Genomic DNA, 15,503 nt, shown 5'->3' with positions numbered 1-15,503 from the left:
TCAAAGGGGTTCCATCATGGGTGTACATCCCGACGTGGCCGTGCTGCTCGATCTCGTGCCGGCGGACTTCGCGGGCGGGGAGCGGATCGACTGGGCCGCGGCCGAGGCCGCGTTGGGCACCGGGCTGCCGAGCGACTACAAGGCTCTGCTGGACACGTACGGCATGGGCGACATCGGGGATCTCGTCATCCTGCCGCCGCTCCCCAGCGACCTGCGGGGCTACGAGGGGTGCCACATCAAAGGCCACACGGACGGCCTGCGCGAACTGTGGGAGACGGACAAGGGCGTGCCGGGCGTGACGCTCGGTGCCGCGGCCGTCCTGCCCTGGGGCTCCGGGATGAACGCCAACGAGATGGCCTGGCTCATGAACGACCCCGACCCCGACAGGTGGCCCGTCGTGGCCTGGCGTCGCCAGCACGCGTGGAACGAGTCGAGCTGGGCGCTGTTCGACTGCGGCATGGTCCAGTTCCTCACCCGCATGATGCTGGGCCGGTTCGACGCCTGCCCGCTCGGGGACGCGTCCCTCTGGAATCGGACGGACGTCTTCGTCAGTTGGCGCGAGCGGGAACGACGACTCGCGGCCGGGCTGGACCCGCTCACCGGCGAACCCGACCCGTACGCCCACATGTTCCCCATCACCCAGGACTGAGCCCCCGTATCACCGCACGGCCTCCACCACGGCGAACCGCGCCCCCTCCGGGTCCGCCACCAGGGCGACGCGGCCGTGGTCGCCGTCGCGGGGCGGTTCGAGGACCCGGCCGCCCAGATGCCGGACCCGGTCCACCGCGTCGTCGGTGTCGGCCACCGCGAAGTACGTCGTCCAGTGCGGGCCCCGGGCCCGGGGCAGGGCGCTGCCCAGGCCGTGGACGGCGGCCACGGGGCGGCCGTCCATGTGGAGGGTGACGTGGTCCCGGTCGGCGGAGACCGTGCGCTCCTCGCCGTGGTCGAACACCGTCGCGTAGAACTTGGCCACGTGGGTGGTCTCGTAGGTGGTCAGTTCGTTCCAGGCGGGGGTTCCGGGTGCGCCGGTGAGCGCGTGGCCGGTGTGCGCGGCCGGCTGCCAGACGCCGAAGACGGCGCCGCCCGGGTCGGAGCCGATGGCCAGGCGTCCGGCGTCGCCGGCGTCCAGCGGGCCCACCCCGATGGTGCCGCCGCACGAGCGCACCGCGTCGGCCGTCGCGTTCACATCGTCCGAGGCGAAGTAGGGCGTCCAGGCGACCGGCAGCCGGCGGTCCGCGGGGAACACGCCGATGCCGGCCACCGCGTGCCCGTGCAGTAAGGCGCGTACGTAGGGGCCCGGTTGCTCAGGGCCGGGGCGGAACTCCCAGCCGAACAGGGCTCCGTAGAACTCGTCGATCGCCTGGAATCCGTGGACCATGAGGCTCACCCAGCAGGGTGTGCCGGGTGTGAGCCGGGCGGGTGCCTCACCGTTCGGGCGGGCGTTCCCCCGTGCGTCGGTCATCGTCGCTGCCTTCCCGGCCGCTCGTGGCGCCGGCCGTGGTCTCCTCGCCCCTGCGGGGCATGTCCCGTCCGCTCGGCGGGTCGTTCTCTCGCCGATGCCGACACCGTATGTGCCCGGTACCGTACGCCTCGTGACCGGTCCTGCCCGGCCGAGCAGAGTAGCCGGACCGGGACGACACGGCCACCCCGTACGCGAGGATGGGTGACCATGAACGCCATCATCTCCGCATCCGAACTCGCGAGCGAGCTGACGGGCGGTAATCCGCCGGTGCTCCTCGATGTCCGCTGGCAGCTCAGCACGGCCCGGGCGGCCGGTGAACCGCCGTTCGACGGACGGGCCGCGTACCTGGCCGGGCACCTTCCCGGTGCCGTCTTCGTCGACCTGGACGCGGAGTTGGCGTCCGCGCCGGGCGGGCGCGGGCGCCATCCGCTGCCGGACCTCGCGGTGTTCGGCGCCGCGATGCGGCGGGCGGGCGTGTCGGCCGGGACGCCGGTGGTCGTGTACGACGGCGGCATGGGCTGGGGGGCGGCCCGCGCCTGGTGGCTGCTGCGCTGGACGGGTCACCCGGACGTGCGGGTCCTCGACGGCGGGTTGCCGTCCTGGGAGGGGCCGCTGGAGACGTCGGTGCCGCGGCCGGACGACGGGGACTTCGTGCCGGTGCCGGGGGAGACCGGGCTGCTGGACGCCGACGGCGCGGCGGCGCTGGCCCGTTCGGGCGTGCTGCTGGACGCCCGGGCAGGGGAGCGGTACCGCGGAGAGGTGGAGCCGATCGACCGGGTCGGCGGGCACATTCCGGGCGCGGTCTCGGCGCCCACCACGGAGAACGTCGGCGCGGACGGCCGGTTCCTGCCGGCCGCGGAACTGGGGGACCGGTTCGAGCGGCTGGGCGTGTCGGAGCGTTCGCCGGTCGGCGTGTACTGCGGTTCGGGTGTCTCCGGCGCGCACGAGGTGCTGGCGCTGGCCGTCGCGGGCATCCCCGCGGACCTCTACGTCGGTTCCTGGTCGGAGTGGTCCTCGGACCCGAAGCGGCCGGTCGCGGTGGGCCCGGACCCGCAGTAGCCGGGAGGGCGGCGCTCTCGACCGCACCCGCCGGGCACGGGGAGCCCACCGGCCAGGGGACCTGGTGCGGGCGTTCCGGCGGGTGGTCGAACGGGTGCGCACGCCCGCCACAGAAGTGCCGCCCGCCCGGACGCTCCCGCTCCCGGGACGCTGATGGCCGGGGACGCTCCGGTGGCGCTGATCGCCGGGATGCTGATGGCCGGGGACGCTCCCGTGCTGCCGGTCACCGGGACACTGGTGGCTGGGGATGCTCCCGTGGAGCTGGTGGCCGGGGGTGCTCGCGTGGAGCTGGTGGCCGGGGACGCTTCCGTGCTGCCGGTCACCGGGACGCTGATGGCTGGGGGTGCTCCCGTGGAGCTGATCACCGGGGACGCTCCCGCGCTGCCGGTCACTGTGGCGCTGATCGCCAGGACGCCCTCTCCCGCGATGCCGCCCGCCGGGGACGCTCCCGTGGCGCCGACCACCCAGGACGCCCCTGCGACGCCGACCATCCGGGCGCGCGGATTCGCCGACCACCGGGGTGCGCGGGTCACCGGCCGGCGTGGGAGGGCGCGTACCGCCCGGACCGTCGAGCGCGTGGACGACGGGACTCCCCCAGCACATCCGAAGGGCGCCCGCCACACGGCGGGCGCCCTTCGGACTACGGCGCTTCCGTCAACCGTCCGCCCGTGCGGACGGCACGAAAGGATTACTCCTGCTTCTTCCGCCGGGTCCCGAACACGATCTCGTCCCAGCTCGGCACGGCCGCGCGGCGGCCCGGGCGGACGCCGTCCGCCTCGGCCTGACGGTCGGTCGAGCCGATGAGGCGGTCCCGGTGGCTGGTGACGGAGCGCGGCATCAGGACGTCCGCGTAGGCGGAACCGGCGGAGGCGGCGGGAGCGGGCGGCTCCTCCGCCTCGGGCTCGGACTCCGGCTCCTCGGGTACGGCCTCGGGCGTGCGTTCCGGCACCACCAGGTCGCCCCGGAAGCTGGGCACGGCCTCCAGCAGGCTGGTCAGCGAGTCCCGTTCGCCGGAGGCGGTGACCGCCGTGGACTCCTCGGCGGGCTCGGACGCCTGTGCGGGCAGGCTCGGCCGCTCGCGGTCGCCGGGGCGGTCCAGGGAACGGTCCAGCGGACGGTCGCGCGGCAGCCGGGCGATGCGCGGGACGAACGGGAAGCTGGGCTCGGGGGCGGCGAGGTCGTCGGACTCGCCGATCAGCGAGCGCGCCTCGTCGTCGACGGCCTGGACGAGCCGCCGGGGCGGGTCGTACGTCCAGCTCGCGGAGTGCGGTTCCCCCGCCACCCGGTAGACCAGCAGTACCTCCCAGGTGCCGTCGTCGCGGCGCCAGGAGTCCCACTGCACGGTGTCCTTCTCCGCGCCGCGCAGCAGCAGCCGCTCCTGCACGGCCTCACCGAGCGGCGGACCGGAGTTCTCACCGGGGCGGCGGACCGGGGTCTTGCGGGCACGCTCGGCCATGAACGCGCGCTCGGCGAGCACGGGGCCCTCGAAGCGGCGGACCCGGTCCACGGGGATGCCGGCCATCTGCGCGACCTCTTCCGCGGTCGCACCGGCTCTTATACGTGCCTGGATGTCACGGGGGCGGAGATGGCTCTCCACCTCGATCTCGATCTGGCCCAGACGCGGACGGTCGCCGCGTACGGCGGCCCGGAGCCGCTCGTCGATCGGAAGCGTGTACTCCGTGCTGTCCGCAGCCTTGAGCACCAGCCGTGTGCCGTCATTCGAGACGGCCACGACACGCAGTTCGGGCATGGGGACCTCCCGGGTGGTGCCTGCCGACGTCACGTGCGTCGCTGCTTCCGCTAGTCGAGTGTGGCCTGCCCGGGTGCAGCCTGCCACAACCTTGCCGAGTTGCCCGGCGTGTCGGGCGCGGGCCCTGGATCGCCGTTATGGCACGGTTACCTATTCGCAACGCTGAGTGACCACATGCGCGTCACCCTGTGCAACAAGCCCCCTCCCGGCGGTCCTCAAAGGTTCCGAGCACCCTGACGGGAGACCGGACCCAGGGCTCGCAACAGTACTCCATATGGGCCACGTGCGTGGATTGGCGCGCCGCCCACGGCATCCTCTATGTGCCCAGGATCCTCCGCAAGTAGTCGTTGCGGAAACGGCGTTCCGGGTCGAGGCGGTCCCGCAGTGCCGTGAATTCCGCGAAGCGCGGATACACCCGGGAGAAGTATTCGGCGTTCCGCGTGTGGATCTTCCCCCAGTGCGGCCGCCCCTCATGGGCGGTGAAGATGCGCTCGACGGCGGTGAAGTACCCCTGATAGGGGGTGCCCTTGAACATGTGGACGGCGATGTACGCGCTGTCCCGGCCGGACGCGGTGGACAGCGTGATGTCGTCGGCCGGCGCGGTGCGCACCTCGACCGGGAAGCTGACCCGCAGTCGCGAGCGGTCGATCATGGCCTTCACTTCGCGCAGCGTCTCCACCAAAGCCTCGCGCGGGACGGCGTATTCCATCTCCACGAAGCGCACCCGGCGCGGCGAGGTGAACACCTTGTAGGGAATGTCGGTGTAGGTCCGCGCGGACAGTGCCTTGCTGGAGATCTGTGCGATGGCCGGAATGCTCGCGGGCACCGCCCGGCCGACCCAGTTGACCGCCTGGAAGACCCCGTTGGAGAGGAACTCGTCCTCGATCCAGCCCTTGAGCCGAGGCACCGGCCGCTCCGGTCCGGCGCTGCGGTTGTTCCGCTTGGTGGTGGTGTTACCGGTGTGGGGGAACCAATAGAACTCGAAGTGCTCGTTCTCGGTATGCAGCTGGTCGAACTCCGCGCAGACCCGGTCGAAGGGCATCGGCTCCTCGCGGGCCGTGAGCAGGAAGACCGGCTCCACGGCGAACGTGACCGCGGTGACGACGCCGAGCGCGCCGAGCCCGATCCGCGCGGCCGCGAAGACGTCCGGGTTCTCCTTCTTTGAACAGGTGAGCACCGTACCGTCGGCGGTGACCAGTTCCAGGCCCCTGATCTGCGCGGCGATGGAGGCGGAGTCGCGGCCCGTGCCGTGCGTGCCGGTGCTGGTGGCCCCGGACACCGTCTGCTCCATGATGTCGCCCATGTTGGTCAGCGACAGGCCCTCCCGCGCGAGGGCCACGTTGAGTCTCCGCAGCGGGGTGCCGGCCTCGACCGTGACCGTGCCGGCCTCCCGGTCGATGTCACGGATGCCCGTCAGCAGGTCGGGGCGGATCAGCACCCCGTCCGTGGCGGCTATGGACGTGAAGGAGTGTCCGCTGCCGACCGCCTTCACCGGCAGCCCGTCCTCGGCGGCCCGGCGCACGACGGCGGCCAGCTCGTCGACCGAGGCCGGCGTGGCCTCCCGCACGGGGCGGGCGGAGACGGTGCCTCCCCAGTTACGCCATGTGCCGTTCCTCGCGCTCGCTGTGCTGCCCAACGGAGCCTCCCCGACCCGGAGCCGGCCGCTTGAGCCGGCGGTAACCGAGGAAACCGACCGCGACCGCGACGGCCCCGGCCACCGCCGGAACCCCGTACCCGGCACGCGCCCCGGCCGCGTCGATCACCCAGCCGGCCACGGCGGAGCCCGCCGCGACCCCGACCGCGAGCCCGGTGCTCACCCAGGTCATGCCCTCGGTGAGCTGCGCGCGTGGTACGTGCTCTTCGATGAGGGACATCGTCGTGATCATCGTCGGAGCGATGGACAGTCCCGCAACGAACAGCGCCACGGCCAGAAACGGCAAGTTTCCGACCAGTAGGAGTGGGATCATACTCACGGCCATGGCGCAGACGCCGAGCAGCCACCGGCGTTCCGGCGCCCCCGCGAAGTGCAGCAGGCCGAACACGACCCCCGCCGCGCACGAGCCCAGCGCGTACACGGCGAGCACCACGCTGGCCGCGGTCTTGTTCCCCTGCTCCTCGGCGAAGGCCACGGTGACCACGTCCACCGCGCCGAAGATCGTCCCCGTCGCCACGAAGGTCAGCACGAGGACCTGGAGCCCGCCGGACCGCAGCGCCGTGCCGCCGCCCTTGTGCCCGCGCGGATGCGGTTCCGGCTCGGTGGCGCGCTGCGCGGTCAGCCAGAAGACGCCGGCCGCGAGGAAGCAGGCCGCGAGCAGCGGACCGGCCTCCGGGAACCAGGCCGTGGACAGCCCGATGGAGACGATCGGCCCGAAGATGAAGCAGATCTCGTCGACCACGGACTCGAAGGAGTAGGCGGTGTGCAGCTTCGGGGTGCCCCGGTACAGGGCGGCCCAGCGGGACCGGATCATCGCGCCGACGCTCGGCACGCAGCCGATGCCGACACACGCGACGAACAGCACCCATTCCGGCCACGCGAAGTGCGCGGCGAACAGCAGCAGCGCCGCCGCGGCCAGCGAGATCAGGGTCGCCGGGCGCAGCACCCGCCGCTGCCCGTACTGGTCCACCAGCCGTGAGACCTGCGGGCCCGCCACCGCCGCCGAGAGCGCGATGGTGGCCGACAGGGCGCCGGCCAGCCCGTACCGCCCGGTGAGCTGGGACATCATCGTCACCACGCCGATGCCCATCATCGACAGCGGCATCCGGCCGAGGAACCCCGCGGCGGAGAAGGCCTTGCTGCCGGGGGCGGCGAACAGGGCGCGATAGGGGCTGGGCACGGAGGCTCCGAGGGCTCAGTAAGGTGCGACCACGGTCGATACAGATTACTGCCGGGGTCACTCCGATGCACCACCGAATTCCGCGGCGCGGCCGGTGTCACCCCCCCACCCTGTCCCGGCCACCGGTACCGGGTGGCAGGATCGAGGCATGCCTGACGCGCTCGATGCCAGCCCCTACGACGCCCTGCTCCTGCTCTCCTTCGGCGGCCCCGAAGGCCCGGACGACGTGGTCCCGTTCCTGGAGAACGTGACCCGCGGGCGCGGTATCCCCAAGGAACGCCTCAAGGAGGTCGGGCAGCACTACTTCCTCTTCGGCGGGGTCAGCCCCATCAACGACCAGAACCGCGCCCTGCTGGACGCGCTGCGCGAGGACTTCGCCGGGCACGGCCTGGACCTGCCGGTCTACTGGGGCAACCGCAACTGGGCGCCCTACCTCACCGACACCCTGCGCGAGATGGTCCGGGACGGCCGCCGCCGCGTCCTGGTCCTCGCCACCAGCGCCTACGCCTCGTACTCCGGCTGCCGCCAGTACCGCGAGAACCTCGCCGACTCCCTCGCCACGCTGGAGGCGGAGGGCCTGGAGCTGCCGAGGATCGACAAGCTGCGCCACTACTTCAACCACCCCGGCTTCGTCGAACCCATGGTCGACGGGGTGCTCCGCTCGCTCGCCGACCTCCCCGAGGACGTCCGGGACGGCGCACACATCGCCTTCTGCACCCACTCCATCCCGAACACCGCCGCCGACACCTCCGGCCCCGTCGAGGCCCACGGGGACGGCGGGGCCTACGTCGCCCAGCACCTGGACGTGGCCCGGCTGATCGCCGACGCCGTGCGGGAGCGCACCGGCGTCGACCACCCCTGGCAGCTCGTCTACCAGTCCCGCTCGGGCGCCCCGCACATCCCCTGGCTGGAGCCCGACATCTGCGACCACCTCGAGGAGCGGCACGCGGCCGGGGCCCCGGCCGTGGTGATGGCCCCCATCGGCTTCGTCTCCGACCACATGGAGGTCCTCTACGACCTCGACACCGAGGCCACGGCCAAGGCGGAGGAGCTGGGACTGCCGGTGCGCCGCTCCGCGACCGTCGGCGCCGATCCGCGGTTCGCCGCCGCGATCCGCGAGCTGATCGTGGAGCGGTCCGGGACCGAGCGCGGGCAGGACGTCACACCGTGCGCCCTGGGCGCCCTGGGCGCGAGCCACGACCTCTGCCCCGTCGGCTGCTGCCCGGCCCGCGCCCCGCGCCCCGCCGCCGCGGGTGCCGACAGCCCCTACGCGTGAGGAGTCCCGTGACCGACCTGCTGCACGCGGAACTGCTGCACCTGGCCCGGGAGGCGGCCCGCCGCGCGGGCGAGCTGCTGCGGGACGGCCGCCCCGCCGACCTCGCGGTCGCCGCGACCAAGTCCAGCCCGGTCGACGTCGTCACCGAGATGGACATCGCCGCCGAGAAGCTGATCACCACGACCATCGCCGAGCGCCGCCCGGACGACGGCTTCCTCGGTGAGGAGGGCGCCTCCACGGAGGGCAGCAGCGGTATCCGCTGGGTGATCGACCCCCTCGACGGCACGGTGAACTACCTCTACGGGCTGCCCGGCTGGTCCGTGTCCGTCGCCGCCGAGCAGAACGGCGAGACGGTCGCCGGGGCCGTGGTGGCCCCCATGCGCGGCGAGGCGTACCACGCGGTGCGCGGCGGCGGCGCGTACGCCACCGGCGCCTGGGCGGGCGAGCGCCGGCTGAGCTGCCGGCCCTCACCGCCCCTGGACCAGGCCCTGGTGTCGACCGGCTTCAACTACGTCACCGAGGTCCGCACCCACCAGGCCGACGTCGCGCGGCGGCTGATCCCGCTGCTGCGGGACATCCGTCGCGGCGGCTCCGCCGCGATCGACCTGTGCGACGTGGCCGCGGGACGGCTCGACGGCTACTACGAGCGCGGACTGCACCCGTGGGACCTGGCCGCCGGAGACCTGATCGCCCGCGAGGCGGGCGCGCTGACCGGTGGCCGCCCCGGTGACCGCCCCTCCTACGACCTGACCGTCGCCGCCTCCCCGGGCGTCTTCGAGCCGCTCCAGCGGCTCCTGGAGGACTTCGGCGCCTGGCACGACGGAGAGGGACCCCCCGCGCCCCCGCGGGACGCCTGACGACGCGGACGGGCCCCGGCGCTGGATTCGCCGGGGCCCGTCGCGTGCGGACCGATCAGACGCTGTGCGCGCCGACCTCCACGCCGTGTTCGGCGGCGAGGCGACGCAGGTCGTCGAGTTCGCCCTGCTCCACGTCGACGAGGAAGTCGTCGCCCTCGTCGCGTGCCCGCGTCAGATCGGACTCGGTCGCCCTTATGCGCTGCAGAAGTCCTGCGGTGAATGCGTCCATGCTGCGCCCCCTCGTCCTGGGTCGGTGGGTCGGTGGCACGGGGGTGTGCCGGTCGGGAAGGGACGATCACGTCCGGAGCGGATGCCCAGCGCCACCCGGCCGGGCGGCGACGGTGCCGGACATCCACGCCCGCCCTGCGGAAGCGGACTGCGTGGCACCGCATGGTGGTGCGGTACATGCGGAGCGTGATCGCGGGATGTAAACCCGTCCTCCCCACGCTCTCTTCCGTGGAAACCTCACCGCGCGAGAAAATCTCGTATTCCCGCGCCGTTCGCCCGTACGTTCCCCGGCCCCACGGCCGCCGGTCACCGGCCCTCCCGCCGCCTTACGGCCGACTTACGGCGGAAAGGGGCAGGATGGGGGGCGACACCCCACCCGTATCCCTGCCCGCGTGCGCCCCGAGGCGCTGCGCGGGCGCGGAACATGAGGAAGGACAAGCGACGTGCGCGTACTCGTCGTCGAGGACGAGCAGCTGCTCGCCGATGCGGTGGCCACCGGGCTGCGCCGGGAGGCCATGGCCGTCGACGTCGTGTACGACGGTGCGGCCGCCCTGGAGCGCATCGGAGTCAACGACTACGACGTGGTTGTCCTCGACCGCGACCTCCCGCTCGTGCACGGCGACGACGTCTGCCGCAGGATCGTCGAGCTCGGCATGCCCACCCGCGTGCTGATGCTCACCGCGTCCGGCGACGTCAGCGACCGGGTCGAGGGCCTGGAGATCGGCGCCGACGACTACCTGCCCAAGCCCTTCGCGTTCAGCGAGCTCATCGCGCGCGTGCGCGCCCTCGGACGGCGCACGAGCGTGCCGCTGCCGCCCGTGCTCGAGCGCGCCGGGATCAAGCTCGACCCCAACCGCCGCGAGGTCTTCCGCGACGGCAAGGAGGTCCAGCTGGCGCCGAAGGAGTTCGCCGTGCTGGAGGTGCTCATGCGCAGCGAGGGCGCGGTGGTCTCCGCCGAGCAGCTGCTGGAGAAGGCGTGGGACGAGAACACCGATCCGTTCACCAACGTGGTGCGGGTGACGGTGATGACCCTGCGCCGCAAGCTGGGCGAGCCGCCGGTCATCGTGACCGTGCCCGGCTCGGGCTACCGGATCTGATCACGGTGGCCTCCACCCCCACGCCCGCGTCGTCCCCGCAGGCACCCCCGAAGCCCACCTGGGACCCCCGCAGGCCGGTTCCGCCCTTCCCCTGGCTGCGCCCGACCATCCGGATACGGCTCACCCTGCTCTACGGCGGCATGTTCCTGATCGCCGGGATCATGCTGCTGTCGATCATCTACCTGCTCGCGGCCAACGCGCTCAACGTGGGCAGCGACCTGCCCTTCCGGATCCTCGTGGGCCAGGTGTCCAGCGACGTGTGCAACCTGCGCAGCGCCGAGCTGCCCGCGGACGAGCTCAACCGGGCGCTGAACCAGTGCGTCAACGAGCAGCGCCAGCACGCCCTGGACGACCTGCTCAGCCGTTCGCTGCTGGCCCTGCTCGGACTCGCGGTCATCGCCTTCGCCTTCGGCTACGCCATGGCCGGCCGGGTCCTGTCGCCGCTGGGCCGGATCACCCGCACCGCCCGCGCGGTGGCGGGTTCGGACCTGTCCCGCCGGATCGAGCTGGACGGCCCGGACGACGAGCTGAAGGAGCTGGCCGACACCTTCGACGACATGCTGGAGCGCCTCCAGCGGGCGTTCACGGCCCAGCAGCGCTTCGTCGGCAACGCCTCGCACGAGCTGCGCACCCCGCTGGCGATCAACCGCACCCTGCTGGAGGTGCACCTGTCGGACCCGGAGGCGCCGGTGGAGCTCCAGCAGCTGGGCAAGACGCTGCTGGCCACCAACGAGCGCAGCGAACGGCTCGTCGAGGGCCTGCTGCTGCTCGCCCGCAGCGACAACCAGATCGTCGAGCGCGGGCCCGTGGACCTCGCCGAGGTGGCAGGCCAGGCCGTCGACCAGGTGCACGCCGAGGCGGAGAGCAGGCACGTGGTCTTCCGCGGCGAGCGCCGGCCCGCGGTCGTCCAGGGCAACGGCGTGCTGCTGGAGCGGATCGCCCTGAACCTGGTGCAGAACGCCGTGCGGTACAACGTCCCCGAGGACGGCTGGGTCGAGGTCACCACCGAGGTCCAGCACGGCCAGGCGGTCCTCGTGGTGTCGAACACGGGGCCGGTCGTCCCGGCGTACGAGATCGACAACCTCTTCGAGCCGTTCCGGCGGCTGCGCACCGAGCGCACGGGCAGCGACAAGGGCGTCGGACTGGGGCTGTCCATCGTGCGGTCGGTCGCCCGGGCGCACGGCGGACACATCTACGCGCACCCGCGGGAGGGGGGCGGGCTCGTGATGCGTGTCACCCTCCCGATCTGAGATCATGCCCCCGACACGACGGGGTGTTCGCTTCGCGCGGAATTTCGGGGACACGCGGCCGGGCCGCCCCTGTGTGATCGATCACAGGGGTGTTTTCCCGGTCGTCCACTCTCCGTGATCATGTATCGGGTCGGAAGGTCGGGAAAGTCCCGGTTTTCAGGGGCCCTGATCACGGGAAGTACACGGTGAGGCGCCTTTGATGTGTGGCGTTCGGACCGTGTACGGTCCCCATCGCCATCCAAGCCGATCACTCATGGGGAGTCCGGTTGGGTGTCGATTGAGTAACAGACCTTGATGTGAGGCAAAATCTCCGCCTCAGGTCGGGCACAAGTCCGGCCTCTCACGCGTTACGTGCGCTGGAGACACCGCATACACCCAGAGGGGGAGAGCGACTATGGCAACCGACTACGACACTCCACGCAAGACCGACGACGACGTCGACTCGGACAGCCTGGAAGAACTGAAGGCCCGGCGGAACGACAAGTCCGCCTCGGCCGTGGACGTCGACGAGTTCGAGGCCGCCGAAGGCCTCGAGCTGCCCGGCGCGGACCTCTCGAATGAGGAGCTGGCCGTCCGGGTGCTGCCCAAGCAGCAGGACGAGTTCACCTGCATGAGCTGCTTCCTGGTCCACCACCGCAGCCAGCTGGCCCGCGAGAAGAACGGCCAGCCGATCTGCCGCGACTGCGACTGAGGCGGGGTCGGCCGTGACTGGCTCGACCCCTCCGCGGAAGCGCCGCTTCTTCACGAAGGGAGCGGACACAGGGCCCCGGCGGGGCCCGCAGCACGACACGCGTGACCAAGAGCGGGGCTCAACCGGTACCGGGGCGGCCTCGCTCGAAGCAGCAGCCGGCCGGGGTGACCTCCCGGCGTCCCTGGAGGTCACCGCGCCCGTGGCGCACCGGCGGGCTGCCGCGTTCCGTGAGAAGGCCCGGGAGGGCGCCCGCAGGGGCGGTGCCCGCGCCCGTGCGGGACTGGCACACCTGGCGGACCGGATCATCGAGATCGCCCCGCGTGTGCCCGTACGCGACCTCGGGACGCTGCGCCGGCAGTTCCCCGGGCTCGGTCCCGAGGAGCTCGCGGACAAACTGGTGGCGGGAGCGGCCAAGGCCACCGCGACGGTCGGCGCCGGAGTCGGCGCGGCGGCGATGATGCCCGTGCCGCCCGCCATCCCGACGGAACTGGCCGCCGAGATCACCGGCGTCGCCGCGATCGAACTGAAGCTGATCGCCGAACTCCACGAGGTCTACGGCGTACGGCCCCCCGGCACCCTCGCCCAGCGCAGCACGGTGTACCTCAACTCCTGGTCGGAGGAGCGCGGGGTCCAGGCGACCAAGCCCTCCACCGTGAGCGCGGCCCTCAACAGCCGCATGAAGCGGGAACTGCGCCAGCGGATCATGAAGCGCACGGTCCGCAACCTGCCCAACCTGATGCCGTTCCTGGTCGGAGCCGCGGTGGGCGCGGTCATGAACCGCCGGGACACCAGAAAGCTCGCCGCGCGCATCCGCGACGACCTGCGCGGGATCCAGGTGCCCTGGGACGCCCTGCCGGCGCTGCCCGCCCTGGAGCGCCCCGAGGACGCCCTCCCCGAGGACGCCCTCAAGGAGCTCGGCGGCCACCCGCGGAAGAAGGACGACGGGCACGGCGCCCGGTGAGAACCGCTCGCGTGCGAGGGCGGCGGAAACGTCGGCGGGCGGGGAGCGGCGCGGTGCGAACCGGCCCGCGGCCGCTTCCACGTCCTCCACCCGGTGGCGGGCCAGGGGGACCGGCCCGGGCACCGGGCCGAGGGCAGGACGGCGTGGGACCGGCACCATGCGCCGCCTAACGGAACCCGGCTCCCGGTCCGCGTCGTCGGCGACCCGACCGGCACCGGACGTCGGTGCCGCCGAGGGCGCCCACCTGTTTCCGTGGGAAGGGGAAACTCGCCCCTCGACCCCGGCACACTCCGCCGGACCGGCCCTACGCGGCGTCCGCCGCGCCCTTCGCCGCCCGCAGCGCCTGCGCCAGCCGCTCGGGCTCCCGGGTGGACAGGAAGACGTAGGGCGTCGGGTCGTCGGGGTCGGTGACGTCCACGCGCAGCGCGCCCGGGATGTACGCCCGGAGCAGCATGAAGCAGCGCGGGTTGGCCTTGTGGGTGCGCCAGGCACGGGCCTCCTCCGCGTCGAGGATCTCCGCCTCGCCCAGGGCCGACACCGGGATCTTGGCCTCGCCCGCGATCAGATGACCGCCCACGACCCGGATGCGCACCGAGCCGTAGGAGCTGGCCACGACGGCCGCGGCCGCGGTGCCGCCGGCCAGACCGCCGAGCATCGGCAGCGTGCCGAACGGCAGCAGGATCAGCGCCATGGAGACCCCCGCCAGGACGCAGAGCAGCCACCAGGAACGGGGGGCGGTGAGGCGTTCTTCGTACGGGGTGGCGGAGAGCTGCATGAATCCGAGTCTGGCACGGTGCCGGGACACGGCCGCCATCAGGGGCGGCCGGGGGGCGGGGTGCCGCCGGGCGGGGCGGTGGCGGGTGCGGGACGGGCGGGTAAGGTCTGCGCCTGTGAGTGGTACTTCCGCAGCTCTTCAGCCCCCCGCCGACGCCTCGAAACCGGTGCGCCACCCCGACGCCCCCGCACCCGGTGAGCTCCTCGGCGCCCACTACGGCCAGTGCTTCGGCTGTGGTGACGGACAGCCCCACGGGCTGCACCTCCAGGCCCGCGCCGGCGAAGGCGTGACGATCACCGCCGAGTTCACCGTGCAGGCCGCCCACCAGGGCGCCCCGGGCCTCGCGCACGGCGGGGTCCTCGCCACCGCCCTCGACGAGGCGCTCGGATCCCTCAACTGGCTGCTGCGCACCATCGCGGTGACCGGCAGGCTGGAGACGGACTTCGTCCTGCCCGTGCCGGTCGACACCGTGCTGTACCTGGAGGCGGAGGTCACGGCGGTGGCCGGACGGAAGATCTACAGCACCGCCACCGGACGCATCGGCGGCCCCGAGGGACCCGTCGCGGTCCGCGCCGACGCCCTGTTCATCGAGGTCAAGGTCGACCACTTCATCGACCACGGCCGCGCGGCGGAGATCCAGGCCGCCATGAGCGACCCCGACCAGGTCCGCCGCGCGCGTGCCTTCGAGGTGAACCCGTGAGCGGACCCGGCGGCGGCGCCCTCGAGGTACTGCTCCGGCGCGTCGACCCCGGCGTACCGCTTCCGGCGTACGAGCACCCGGGCGACGCGGGGGCCGATCTGCGGACCACTCAGGCCTGCGAACTGGCCCCGGGAGAAAGGGCGGTGCTGCCGACCGGGGTGTCTGTGGCGCTGCCTGAGGGGTACGCGGCGTTCGTGCACCCGCGATCCGGTCTGGCCGCCCGCTGCGGCGTCGCCCTGGTGAATGCCCCGGGGACGGTTGATGCCGGGTACCGTGGGGAGATCAAGGTGATCGTGGTGAATCTCGACCCGCGCGAGTCCGTGCGGTTCGAGCGCTTCGACCGGATTGCCCAACTGGTCGTCCAGCAGGTCGAGAGGGTCCGCTTCGTGTCGGTCGCGGAGCTTCCCCCCTCGGCCCGGGCCGAGGGGGGCTTCGGGTCCACCGGCGGCCATGCCGCGGTGGAAGAAGAAGGTAAGAGCGGCACAAGCGTTCAGGCCGCCGTGGGCGGTACAGCGGGTGGGAATCGATACGCTTCGGTCGTATCCGACCGGGAAGGACAGTGA

16 protein-coding genes are annotated in these 15,503 nt (G+C 72.6%); 10 read left to right on the top strand and 6 right to left on the bottom strand.

Annotated features, from left to right (window positions below; translation table 11 throughout):
- The first annotated feature begins 16 nt into the window (after window positions 1-16).
- Complete coding sequence (locus tag ACZ6A9_RS14305; protein ID WP_468984337.1) at window positions 17-649, top strand: SMI1/KNR4 family protein; 633 nt, start codon at window positions 17-19, stop codon at window positions 647-649.
- A gap of 9 nt (window positions 650-658) precedes the next feature.
- Here the strand turns inward: ACZ6A9_RS14305 and ACZ6A9_RS14300 are convergent, their stop codons facing one another.
- Window positions 659-1,462 (bottom strand): VOC family protein, encoded by an 804-nt coding sequence (locus ACZ6A9_RS14300; RefSeq protein WP_468984335.1) that lies wholly within the window; start codon window positions 1,460-1,462, stop codon window positions 659-661.
- 207 nt (window positions 1,463-1,669) lie between these two features.
- On the opposite strand from ACZ6A9_RS14300, the gene ACZ6A9_RS14295 reads away from it, so the two are divergent.
- The gene (locus ACZ6A9_RS14295; RefSeq protein WP_468984332.1) at window positions 1,670-2,521 is read left to right on the top strand and encodes a sulfurtransferase; all 852 of its coding nucleotides are present in this window, start codon (window positions 1,670-1,672) and stop codon (window positions 2,519-2,521) included.
- 688 nt (window positions 2,522-3,209) lie between these two features.
- Here ACZ6A9_RS14295 and sepH read toward each other — a convergent pair.
- From sepH to ACZ6A9_RS14280, 3 genes are all read right to left on the bottom strand, one after another.
- On the bottom strand, window positions 3,210-4,271 hold the full coding sequence (gene sepH, locus ACZ6A9_RS14290) for a septation protein SepH (protein ID WP_468984329.1): 1,062 nt from the start codon (window positions 4,269-4,271) through the stop codon (window positions 3,210-3,212).
- A gap of 316 nt (window positions 4,272-4,587) precedes the next feature.
- Entirely contained in the window at window positions 4,588-5,907 is a 1,320-nt protein-coding gene (locus tag ACZ6A9_RS14285; protein WP_468984326.1) for a D-arabinono-1,4-lactone oxidase, read from the bottom strand.
- The gene (locus tag ACZ6A9_RS14280; RefSeq protein ID WP_468984323.1) at window positions 5,867-7,105 is read right to left on the bottom strand and encodes an MFS transporter; all 1,239 of its coding nucleotides are present in this window, start codon (window positions 7,103-7,105) and stop codon (window positions 5,867-5,869) included. The genes ACZ6A9_RS14285 and ACZ6A9_RS14280 overlap by 41 nt, the downstream gene beginning before the upstream one ends.
- Before the next feature lie 148 nt (window positions 7,106-7,253).
- Between ACZ6A9_RS14280 and ACZ6A9_RS14275 the strand changes: the two genes are divergently transcribed.
- Both ACZ6A9_RS14275 and ACZ6A9_RS14270 read left to right on the top strand, forming a co-directional pair.
- On the top strand, window positions 7,254-8,381 hold the full coding sequence (locus tag ACZ6A9_RS14275; protein WP_468984321.1) for a ferrochelatase: 1,128 nt from the start codon (window positions 7,254-7,256) through the stop codon (window positions 8,379-8,381).
- Between the two features lie 8 nt (window positions 8,382-8,389).
- Window positions 8,390-9,238 carry an inositol monophosphatase family protein gene (locus tag ACZ6A9_RS14270; RefSeq protein ID WP_468984318.1) on the top strand — a complete coding sequence of 283 codons (849 nt, stop codon included), beginning with the start codon at window positions 8,390-8,392 and terminating at the stop codon, window positions 9,236-9,238.
- A gap of 55 nt (window positions 9,239-9,293) precedes the next feature.
- Here ACZ6A9_RS14270 and ACZ6A9_RS14265 read toward each other — a convergent pair whose 3' ends face one another.
- On the bottom strand, window positions 9,294-9,467 hold the full coding sequence (locus tag ACZ6A9_RS14265) for a hypothetical protein (protein ID WP_468984316.1): 174 nt from the start codon (window positions 9,465-9,467) through the stop codon (window positions 9,294-9,296).
- A gap of 442 nt (window positions 9,468-9,909) precedes the next feature.
- Between ACZ6A9_RS14265 and ACZ6A9_RS14260 the strand changes: the two genes are divergently transcribed.
- The 4 genes from ACZ6A9_RS14260 to ACZ6A9_RS14245 all read left to right on the top strand — a co-directional run bounded on the left by ACZ6A9_RS14260 (window position 9,910) and on the right by ACZ6A9_RS14245 (window position 13,465).
- Window positions 9,910-10,563, top strand: coding sequence for a response regulator transcription factor (locus tag ACZ6A9_RS14260; protein WP_007387794.1), 654 nt, complete (start codon window positions 9,910-9,912; stop codon window positions 10,561-10,563).
- A 5-nt stretch (window positions 10,564-10,568) separates the two neighbouring features.
- Window positions 10,569-11,813, top strand: coding sequence for a sensor histidine kinase (locus ACZ6A9_RS14255; RefSeq protein ID WP_468984313.1), 1,245 nt, complete (start codon window positions 10,569-10,571; stop codon window positions 11,811-11,813).
- A 394-nt stretch (window positions 11,814-12,207) separates the two neighbouring features.
- Entirely contained in the window at window positions 12,208-12,504 is a 297-nt protein-coding gene (locus ACZ6A9_RS14250; protein WP_003993510.1) for a DUF4193 domain-containing protein, read from the top strand.
- A 13-nt stretch (window positions 12,505-12,517) separates the two neighbouring features.
- Entirely contained in the window at window positions 12,518-13,465 is a 948-nt protein-coding gene (locus ACZ6A9_RS14245; RefSeq protein ID WP_468984310.1) for a hypothetical protein, read from the top strand.
- Window positions 13,466-13,769: 304 nt separating this feature from the next.
- Here the strand turns inward: ACZ6A9_RS14245 and ACZ6A9_RS14240 are convergent, their stop codons facing one another.
- On the bottom strand, window positions 13,770-14,240 hold the full coding sequence (locus tag ACZ6A9_RS14240) for a DUF3093 domain-containing protein (RefSeq protein WP_468984307.1): 471 nt from the start codon (window positions 14,238-14,240) through the stop codon (window positions 13,770-13,772).
- A 115-nt stretch (window positions 14,241-14,355) separates the two neighbouring features.
- On the opposite strand from ACZ6A9_RS14240, the gene ACZ6A9_RS14235 reads away from it, so the two are divergent.
- Complete coding sequence (locus ACZ6A9_RS14235; protein WP_468984305.1) at window positions 14,356-14,940, top strand: PaaI family thioesterase; 585 nt, start codon at window positions 14,356-14,358, stop codon at window positions 14,938-14,940.
- Entirely contained in the window at window positions 14,937-15,503 is a 567-nt protein-coding gene (dut, locus tag ACZ6A9_RS14230; RefSeq protein ID WP_468984302.1) for a dUTP diphosphatase, read from the top strand. Before ACZ6A9_RS14235 ends, dut begins: the two co-directional genes overlap by 4 nt.

The organism is Streptomyces sp. NPDC041124, assembly GCF_055592385.1.
Note: the sequence above shows the minus strand (reverse complement) of the source record. Positions and strands in the feature narration are given on the sequence as shown.

Coding starts and splice junctions, on each gene's coding strand:
- ACZ6A9_RS14300 (WP_468984335.1), bottom strand. CDS start 1,462: ATGACCGACGCACGGGGGAACGCCCGCCCGAACGGTGAGGCACCCGCC.
- ACZ6A9_RS14240 (WP_468984307.1), bottom strand. CDS start 14,240: ATGCAGCTCTCCGCCACCCCGTACGAAGAACGCCTCACCGCCCCCCGT.
- ACZ6A9_RS14305 (WP_468984337.1), top strand. CDS start 17: ATGGGTGTACATCCCGACGTGGCCGTGCTGCTCGATCTCGTGCCGGCG.
- ACZ6A9_RS14275 (WP_468984321.1), top strand. CDS start 7,254: ATGCCTGACGCGCTCGATGCCAGCCCCTACGACGCCCTGCTCCTGCTC.
- ACZ6A9_RS14295 (WP_468984332.1), top strand. CDS start 1,670: ATGAACGCCATCATCTCCGCATCCGAACTCGCGAGCGAGCTGACGGGC.
- ACZ6A9_RS14250 (WP_003993510.1), top strand. CDS start 12,208: ATGGCAACCGACTACGACACTCCACGCAAGACCGACGACGACGTCGAC.
- ACZ6A9_RS14265 (WP_468984316.1), bottom strand. CDS start 9,467: ATGGACGCATTCACCGCAGGACTTCTGCAGCGCATAAGGGCGACCGAG.
- sepH (WP_468984329.1), bottom strand. CDS start 4,271: ATGCCCGAACTGCGTGTCGTGGCCGTCTCGAATGACGGCACACGGCTG.